Below are 9,001 nucleotides of genomic sequence, written 5' to 3'. Positions count from 1 at the left end.
CATTGTCATTAGTTCAAGAGTGGTATTTACTTCTTGGGCTTGGTAGGGATTTTTTGCAAAATCCAGCTCACTGGTACTCATCACCATACCAAACCACGTAAAGATGTCGGCAATATGAGTAGCCAATGCTTTAATGGTCATACTTTTTTCGTGTGGCTTCCAGCCAAACTTATCGGTAGGAATAACAGAAAGTATTTTACGGGTGGTTACTGCTTCTCTTTCTAATTCTTGTTGAAATGCTGCGATTTGTGACATAGTTGTAATTTTTTTGTTTGAGATACAAAGAAACTTTAGGGTTGTGACAACCCTATGTCAGCAGTAAAAAATTTATTTTTAAAAAACAAAAGTAACACACATAATAATGTCTCCGCCACAGGCGGATGTTTAAGGCGGTTTAATTTAGCAGGGTCTTTCTAAAATAATATGTTGGCTTCAACAAGCTCAGCTTGATTTTAAAATTTATTTTACTTTCTTACCAATTGAAATCAACACTTCTTTCACAATCTCCTTCAAACTTTGCGGACTAACAATATCCGCATTATCGCCAAACAACATATACCATCTTGCAAAACCATTTAGCGAACCTGTAAGAAAAGTCATCTCCACTTTATCACCCACTTCTTTTTGAGAAACAAAGCCATTATAATATTTCTGATCGCCAAAATAAGGAATCGCTTCTTTATTAATTAAGAGGATAACCGTATGCAATTCTTTTTCCTTAGTTACTTTATTTAAAAAGCTTTTTAATGCAGGGTGTTGTTTTTCAAAATGTTCGTCGGTTACTGTAAGTTTTCCTATACTGCCGAATTTAAAAGTGCGGTAATCTTTACGAAGCCTGCAAAAGGCCACCATATACCAGTTTTCGCCTAAATAATAAATGCCCACCGGCTCCACATCTCTGCGGCTTTGCTGCTGGTTGTGGTTGGCAAAATAATTTATGTGCAGCACATTTTTTTGTGCAATACTTTGCAATACATTTTGCAGATGAATAGTATCGTTGGTGCGTTTGGGTATGTATTGGTTTTCTATTACTTCAATATGCTGCTCCATATCTTCCAGGTAATCTTTTTCGGTAAGGCGCAACACCGCTTTTACTTTTAGCATAGCTGTGCCGTAATTTTTTTGGGTAGATTCATCCGTTAATTTCTCCACCAATTTTTCTGCTGTTAAAAAAGCAGTAGCCTCTTCTTTTGTAAACATCACTGGTGGTAAACGATACCCTTCCATTATGGAATAACCGATACCGGCTTCGCCAATAATCGGCACACCAGCTTCGTCCAGTGCTTTTATATCACGGTAAACAGTGCGTAAACTCAGCTTAAACTTATCAGCAATTTCCTGCGCCTTTACAACTCTTTTAGATTGTAATTGAATAAGGATGGCGGAGAGGCGGTCGATGCGGTTCATATATAATAAATGGAAAGTAAAAATAAATTAAACGCCGCATCTTTCTTTCCATTTATAAAGAGAAAGATTGCGATTATATTTTTACAATTTCCACCCTCCTGTTCTTTGCCTTACCTTCATCTGTTTTGTTATCGGCAACAGGTTTTGTTTGCCCCCAACCTTTTGATGACAGTAATGCTTTATCAATGCCTTTGGAACTGATCGCAGCCATTACGGCTTTTGCCCTGTTCTCAGAAAGTGTTTGATTAGCCGGGCCATTGCCCACGTTATCGGTATGGCCTTCGATACTCACTTTAAGTGTGGGATTTGCTTTCAGCATTTCCACTATTTGATCGATGATGGGTTGCGATTCGGGCTTAATGGTTGATTTACCGGTTTCAAAATTGATGTATAAAGCAATATGGCCATCGGTGTTCAATGCATCAAATATTCCAACAGCTGTTATTTCCTGTTTCATTGCTTCGATCTCCAAAATGGTGAGATAATAAGCATCTGTATTATCATTGCCTATGGCTTCAATTTTAACCCAAACTTCAGCGCTGGGCTTTACCAATTTAAATGTAGCCATACCTTCGCTTGCACTGAGGAAAACTGTTTCACCCCCGATCTTTTTTGCAGCGGCTTCATAATTCCTGAGAATTTGTAAACAACTGGGTTTGGATTTACCCGACTCTGTATAAAAATCGTAACGCACTACGGATTTGGTGCCCTCCTTTGTAACATTCTTAGTGCCGCCTGCCGCAAGGTTAAATTCTACCGCATCAAAATTGTTAGCTACTTCGGTTATAAGATAATTCGGCATCCTTGTCGGAAACATAGGATTATCCTTGGCGCCTTCTATATCCTGCTGGGCAAATGCTGAAGCAAAAAATAAAAATGCCATCGTTAAAGCAATCGTTATCTTTTTCATTATTGCTGGTTTTTGGTGCAGTGTAAAATAGACAAAAGTTATTGCGATTCAAATAGCAATAAAAAAATAAAGGCTTATAATCTTGGGTTAACAGGCTTAATAGGTTTATCAAAATAATTAACGCCACGGGTTTTTAATTTTCTTTTAAAAACTTTATCACCAGCAGTGATGTAGAGTATATTAAAATCAGCATCGCCAAAATACACATTTGAAACCTGATTGTTTGATGGCGGTATTGGTAATATAGCATTCACACGCCCTAACTGATCCATAATTTGTACACCAATTTTTGTGGCAACAAAAACTCTTCCTGCTGTATCAATCTTTAGTCCGTCCGACCAGGCATTGTAATCAGTATCCGCTGTATGAAGCCAGCCATAGCGTTGTTTATAGGTTAATGTTCCGTCGGCTTTTATTTTATAGATCCATATCCAATGGGTGGCCGATTCGGTAACATACAATTGTGTTTGATCGGGTGAAAGTGTAAGACCGTTTGCAAATTTAATGCCTTCATCCACCACCAGCTTTTCACCATTGGGGCGAATGAGATAAAGTTTGCTTGGCCTTGTTGTACCATCTGGTGAGGTTACATAAATATTTCCATTGGCTGCAACCAAAAGGTCGTTGCCATTAATGCTGTCTGCAACCACTGTTTCTTTTTCATTTTTATCATAGCTTAAAATTTGTTTTGTGCCGCCAGCCACAGTATATCTTTTACCATCGGGGCCAAAACTTGTACCACTTGCTCTTTTCGAATCTATATTTAATGCAACCGGTTTCCCATCCAATCCAATTGTATATGTTTTTGAAACAGGAATATCCTGGTAATATATTTCGCCTGCGGCATTGGCTGCAACCCCTTCAGTAAATTTATAATCCTGCCCAACCAATTCCCAATCTTCGCCGGTAATAAGCAGGGTACTTAAGAATTGGTTTTTTGAATTTCCCTTTACAACTGCCTTTGGCCAGTCTTTCCAGAGCCAGCGCATCGCATCCGGAAAAACAGCCGTGCCGTGGTTACCATTATGCCCGCCTTCGCCCCATACATGGTTCACTTCATAACCGGCAAATGTCAATGCTCTTTCCATGGATTCATTTGCCTTCCACCAATCGCCGGCATAAATATTATTGTCATTAGCACCATCCTGCATAAAAATACGGATAGGCTTGGGTTCATATTTACGGACGAGTATCGGGTAGCGGTCGGCACCACGCAAACCGGTATAAGTTCCTATTGCACTAAACACTCTTGAAAATGCTTCGGGATGTTCCCATGCTGCAGTAAATGCACAAACAGCGCCGCTGCTGCTGCCACCAATGGCACGGTCGTTTCCATTTTTTGATAAACGTATCACACGGCCGTCACTGGTTTTTTGTTTTTCCACTTCTGGCAAAATTTCAGTCAATAAAAAACGGGCATACGCATCTCCCAAACCATCATATTCAAAGCTGCGGTTAAAGCGGTCGAGTGCATTGGAGCCGCTATCTGCCAATACTTTTCCGGGGGTAATAAATACACCGATGGTTACCGGCATTTCTTTTTTATAAATAAGATTGTCAAAAACTGTGGGTGCTTTCCATTGTATGCCATCCTGGTTTACATACACACAGGCAGGTTGCTCAGGTTTGTATTGTTTTGGAATATATATCCAATACTCTCTTGATGTACCCGGAAATATTTTCGATTGGGTAAATGTAAATTTCAATATTTCGCCTTTGGGTACACCGGCATGTTCTACGCTGGCGGAATCAATGGGGTATTTTTCTGTTGGGGGTTGGGCGAATAAATGGGTTGCAATAAACATGCAAATGAAAAGAAGGAGTTGTTTCATGGTCAATCGTTATAGATGAAAAGGTTTGTTTTGATTTAATGCCTGCTAGATAAGAGCTCAATTACATTTTATTGTTAATTCTAACAGTTCTTAAAAAATATCTTGAATTCTCTAAAAAAATATCCTTTAAAGAATCTTTTTGTTTCGTTAACAATTCAAAATTAAATTCTACTCCATTACCCTTTACACTTGTTGCTGCTAATATTTTTTTCGAATATTGATACTTTGCAGTATCATAGAGGTCAATCAAAAATATTGAATAATAACGACCTCCTATTTTTTCAATCGTATCAGAGTAGATTTTATAAGTATCCGGACTAACCAACAAACTTGCTTTTTTGTGCTGATGCAAATGTAAAAAAAGAGCGCTATCATAATCAGCATGAAAAGGAAAATAACCAGAATGGCTTATTGTAAAACTTTCTATTGAGTCTTTGAGATCAAACCACATCCAACCAGATTCTTTGTTAATAGGGAAAGACTTTGGCTGAAATCTATATTTAATTTTATCACAAGGCGAACCACAATCTGAATGATGTGTCCAGGAAAAATTGGTATCATACCGTGATGGTAATGAAATGGTAACTGTACCTAAACTATCGGCCAGTTTAATAATATTAGTTTTTGATTTCTCGGGAGGAGTAATAATAACATCAACTTTTGAAATATTATTGCAGGCTATAAAAAAAATTATTAATAATATAAAAAGAAAAAACCTCACTGTTTATAAATATACAATTCTCTGTTTAATTTAACATTACAAAATTGATAATAAAAAAACCGAAGCATGATAGCTATCGGTTTCAAACATGAATAATTTTTTCAGAGGTTAGATCTTAAAACTCTACGGAAAATAGCGATATATATCTTTTCTTGGTAAAACCCTCACCAATTCTACAGTATTGTTTTCAAAAAAGAAACCTACACGATAATCTCCAATTCTTATCCTGTATGCAGTCCTATATCCTGTTAATTTTTTACAGGCTTTTATTTCTGAAAGTTTTCCAGCATTTTCAATAGCCAAAATAATAGCAGCAATTTCTCTTTGAATTTTTACAGGCAGTTTCAAAGCGTCTTTTTCAAAAGATTGCCTTACTTCAACATTCATTTTTTACCAGATAGGCTTTTAAGGAAAGTTTCTTTTGCAGCTTTGCTGAGGAGTTTGGTTTTACGGCCTTTTATCATAGCTGCATACAACGCCGCGTCTTCTTCGGCTTCTGAATGAAAACCTATTTTTAAACTACTGAGAAAAGCTTTTAAAACCCTTTCCTCATTTTTATTTTTAGGTTGTACTATAAGTGTCATAATGTAAATTTAATTGTTTTAATTTAAAACTCCGCACTCTTCGGATACCTCGGAAAAGGAATTACGTCCCTGATGTTTCCCATACCTGTTACAAACTGTACCAAACGCTCAAAACCTAAACCAAAGCCTGCATGCGGACAAGCACCAAATTTTCTCGTATCTAAATACCACCACAATTCTTCCGCAGGAATATGCATTTCTTCCATGCGCTTTAATAATTTATCCATGCGTTCTTCTCTCTGGCTGCCACCAACAATTTCGCCAATGCCGGGAGCAAGTATATCCATGGCAGCAACGGTTTGTCTGCCGGGTTCGCAATTATCATTCTGGCGCATGTAAAAAGCTTTTATCTCCGCAGGATAATCAGTAAGAATAACAGGTTTTTTAAAATGCTTTTCTACTAAATACCTTTCGTGTTCGCTTTGCAGATCAACACCCCATTTATCTATCAGGTAAGTAAATTTTTTCTTTTTGTTATGATTGCTTTCTCTTAAAATTTCTATTGCTTCTGTATAGGTTAATCTTTCAAAATTATTATCAACTACAAAATTTAATTTATCAAGTAAGCCTAATTCACTTCTGTCAATTTGTGGTTTTTGTTTTTCTTCTTCTTCCAAACGTTGTGCTAAAAATTCCAAATCTTCTTTGTTGTGTTCCATTGCATGTTTAATCACATACTTAATAAATTCTTCAGCAAGGTTCATGTTATCTTCCAGATCATTAAACGCCACTTCGGGTTCAATCATCCAAAATTCTGCAAGATGTCTTGTAGTGTTACTGTTCTCTGCACGAAAGGTTGGGCCAAAAGTATAAATATCACTGAAAGCCATAGCCGCTAATTCACCTTCTAATTGTCCGCTTACGGTAAGGTTGGTGCTGCGGCCAAAAAAATCTTCTTTAAAATTGATAGAGCCATCTTCGTTTTTAGGAGCGGAGCCATCCAATGGCAAAGCAGTTACTTTAAACATTTCACCAGCGCCCTCGGCATCGCTTGCAGTAATTATTGGTGTGTGCAAATACACAAAACCTTTGTCATTAAAAAATTTATGAATAGCAAATGCCAACGCATGGCGCACACGAAATACGGCACTGAATGTGTTGGTTCTAAAACGTAAGTGAGCGATCTCCCTTAAAAACTCCAAACTGTGTTTTTTGGGTTGCAGAGGAAATTTTTCTGCATCGCTATCGCCCAGTATTTCAATTTCGGTAGCTTTTAATTCCACTTTTTGTCCTTTGCCTAAAGAGGGAATTACTTCACCTGTTGCTTTAATACAGGCGCCGGTAGTTAAGCGTTTTAAAAGGGCCTCATCAAACTTGCCCAGCTCGGCAACTATTTGTATATTATTATTGGTACTGCCATCATTTAAAGCTATAAACTGGTTGTTGCGAAAGGTACGTACCCAACCCATAACCGTAGCCTGGTAATTGGCATTATCGCTGGCCAGCAATTCCTTAATCTTAATTCTTTTATTGAACATAAATTCTATTTGTGGAGTGCAAAGATAAGCTACAGAAGAAATTTTCCCGCCGATTGCGCAGATGTCGCAGATAAAATAGAGTTTATTCTGCGTAATCGGCGATATCTGCGGGCACTCTCACCAAAAAAATTTGTATTTTTCCCCAAAAACACCGTAATATTGTGGCGGAATCCAACTGGTAAGTTTTATCTATCATTCGCTTTATCAGAAACTCATATTCCAATCAATTATAAATTCTCAATTACATTTTCAGATTTAAGACGGTTTTTTTGAAGAAATTATTTTCAACCTTTTATGTACGATATTTCACAACTGAACGACCTGCTCGTTCCTGAATTGCTTGACATTGCAGATCATTTTACAATCTCCAACGCAAAAAAATTAAATAAGCAGGATTTGATAACTCAAATCCTGGATAAACAATCCCATATGAACTCAGCAAAAAACGAAGAAGAAAAGCCTAAACGCAAACGCATTATTAAGCCTGCCGACGATGCAGAAACAGCACCAGAGCCAAAACCAGCCGCAGTAAAAGCTAAAAAACCCGAAGCAGAAAAAAAGCAGGCGGTTAAAAGAGTTGTTGAAAAAGAAGAGGAAGAAGAGCTGCAACCAATTACCAGTGAACAAAGCACCATTCCTGCCGCCATTGCACAAATGCTGCAGGCCGAAGATGGCGATGTACAACTGCCCGAAACACAAATGGAAGAAACACCGCAGCAGCAAACCAAACAATACCAGCAGCGCAACAACCAGCAGGCTTTTAACATAGAGTTTGATGGGGTTATTTTAGGCGAAGGTGTTTTAGAAATGATGCCCGATGGCTATGGTTTTTTACGCAGCAGCGATTATAATTATTTATCGTCTCCCGATGATATTTATGTTTCTCCTTCCCAAATAAAATTATTTGGTTTAAAAACGGGTGACACTGTGTATGGAAGTGTGCGTCCGCCAAAAGAAGGCGAAAAATATTTTGCTTTATTAAAAGTAGATACTATAAATGGTAAAAGGCCCGATGAAGTACGTGACCGTGTGCCGTTTGATTATTTAACACCGTTGTTTCCTTTCGAAAAATTAAATCTTTGTACCAAAGCAGATAATTACAGCACCAGGATAATGGATTTGTTTACACCAATTGGTAAAGGACAGCGTGGATTGATTGTTGCCCAGCCAAAAACGGGTAAAACCATGTTGCTGAAAGAACTGGCTAATGCTATTGCAGAAAACCATCCGGAATGTTATTTGATGATTGTACTGGTGGATGAAAGACCGGAAGAGGTTACCGATATGGAACGCAGTGTAAGGGCCGAAGTTATAGCCAGCACATTTGACGAACCTGCAGATAAGCATGTAAAAGTGAGTACGATAGCTTTGCAAAAGGCAAAACGTTTGGTAGAGTGCGGACACGATGTAGTTATTTTATTAGACAGCATTACACGTTTGGCAAGGGCACATAATACTGTTGCACCCAGCAGCGGTAAAGTATTAAGCGGTGGTGTGGAAGCTAATGCTATGCAAAAACCAAAACAGTTTTTTGGTGCGGCACGTAAAATAGAAAATGGTGGATCGCTTACTATTATTGCAACCGCTTTAGTTGATACCGGCAGTAAAATGGATGAGGTAATTTTTGAAGAATTTAAAGGAACCGGTAATATGGAATTGCAACTGGAGCGTAAATTATCTAACAGAAGAATTTACCCTGCAATAGATTTGGTAGCATCATCTACAAGGCGTGATGATTTGTTATTAGATAAAGACACCTTCCAGCGCATGTGGGTATTGCGTAAGCACATGGCCGATATGAACCCCGAAGAAGCGATTAATACTTTGTTGAAAAATATGAAAGGCACAAAAGATAATGCAGAGTTTTTAACGAGTATGAATGGATAGGAGCAATGAATAATTGAAAATTGATAATGAATAATTATAGCCGCTGGTTTTTAACCGGCGGTTTTTTATTTCAATGTAATAACAAACTTTATATTATTTTTATTACCAAACATTTTATATGCTAATAAACAAAGCCAGGATATTAATTTGCTTTTTGCTGGTACAAAATTTTTGTTTTAGCC

Annotated in this window: 9 protein-coding genes; 1 reads left to right on the top strand and 8 read right to left on the bottom strand. The window is 37.7% G+C overall.

Annotated elements, in window-relative coordinates; translation table 11 throughout:
* The 8 genes from ACY65O_RS01975 to asnS form a co-directional block, all read right to left on the bottom strand.
* Positions 1 to 255 (bottom strand): DinB family protein (locus tag ACY65O_RS01975; RefSeq protein ID WP_462219173.1); only part of this gene is annotated, 255 nt, incomplete at its 3' end.
* 204 nt (positions 256 to 459) lie between these two features.
* Positions 460 to 1,407: a helix-turn-helix transcriptional regulator gene (locus tag ACY65O_RS01970; protein WP_462219172.1), complete on the bottom strand. Its 948-nt coding sequence runs from the start codon at positions 1,405 to 1,407 to the stop codon at positions 460 to 462.
* Positions 1,408 to 1,480: 73 nt separating this feature from the next.
* Positions 1,481 to 2,317: an OmpA family protein gene (locus tag ACY65O_RS01965; protein ID WP_462219171.1), complete on the bottom strand. Its 837-nt coding sequence runs from the start codon at positions 2,315 to 2,317 to the stop codon at positions 1,481 to 1,483.
* 74 nt (positions 2,318 to 2,391) lie between these two features.
* Positions 2,392 to 4,149 (bottom strand): SMP-30/gluconolactonase/LRE family protein, encoded by a 1,758-nt coding sequence (locus ACY65O_RS01960; protein WP_462219170.1) that lies wholly within the window; start codon positions 4,147 to 4,149, stop codon positions 2,392 to 2,394.
* Between the two features lie 61 nt (positions 4,150 to 4,210).
* Positions 4,211 to 4,870 carry a hypothetical protein gene (locus ACY65O_RS01955; RefSeq protein WP_462219169.1) on the bottom strand — a complete coding sequence of 220 codons (660 nt, stop codon included), beginning with the start codon at positions 4,868 to 4,870 and terminating at the stop codon, positions 4,211 to 4,213.
* Between the two features lie 123 nt (positions 4,871 to 4,993).
* The gene (locus tag ACY65O_RS01950; RefSeq protein ID WP_462219168.1) at positions 4,994 to 5,257 is read right to left on the bottom strand and encodes a type II toxin-antitoxin system RelE family toxin; all 264 of its coding nucleotides are present in this window, start codon (positions 5,255 to 5,257) and stop codon (positions 4,994 to 4,996) included.
* On the bottom strand, positions 5,254 to 5,454 hold the full coding sequence (locus ACY65O_RS01945) for a hypothetical protein (RefSeq protein ID WP_462219167.1): 201 nt from the start codon (positions 5,452 to 5,454) through the stop codon (positions 5,254 to 5,256). The genes ACY65O_RS01950 and ACY65O_RS01945 overlap by 4 nt, the downstream gene beginning before the upstream one ends.
* Positions 5,455 to 5,477: 23 nt before the next feature.
* Entirely contained in the window at positions 5,478 to 6,932 is a 1,455-nt protein-coding gene (gene asnS / locus ACY65O_RS01940) for an asparagine--tRNA ligase (protein WP_462219166.1), read from the bottom strand.
* Between the two features lie 294 nt (positions 6,933 to 7,226).
* On the opposite strand from asnS, the gene rho reads away from it, so the two are divergent.
* Positions 7,227 to 8,819 carry a transcription termination factor Rho gene (rho, locus tag ACY65O_RS01935; RefSeq protein WP_462219165.1) on the top strand — a complete coding sequence of 531 codons (1,593 nt, stop codon included), beginning with the start codon at positions 7,227 to 7,229 and terminating at the stop codon, positions 8,817 to 8,819.
* Positions 8,820 to 9,001: the final 182 nt, after the last annotated feature.

It is taken from the genome of Ferruginibacter sp. (genome assembly GCF_031430955.1).
In the GTDB taxonomy this organism is placed as follows: Bacteria; Bacteroidota; Bacteroidia; order Chitinophagales; family Chitinophagaceae; genus Ferruginibacter.
Note: the sequence above shows the minus strand (reverse complement) of the source record. Positions and strands in the feature narration are given on the sequence as shown.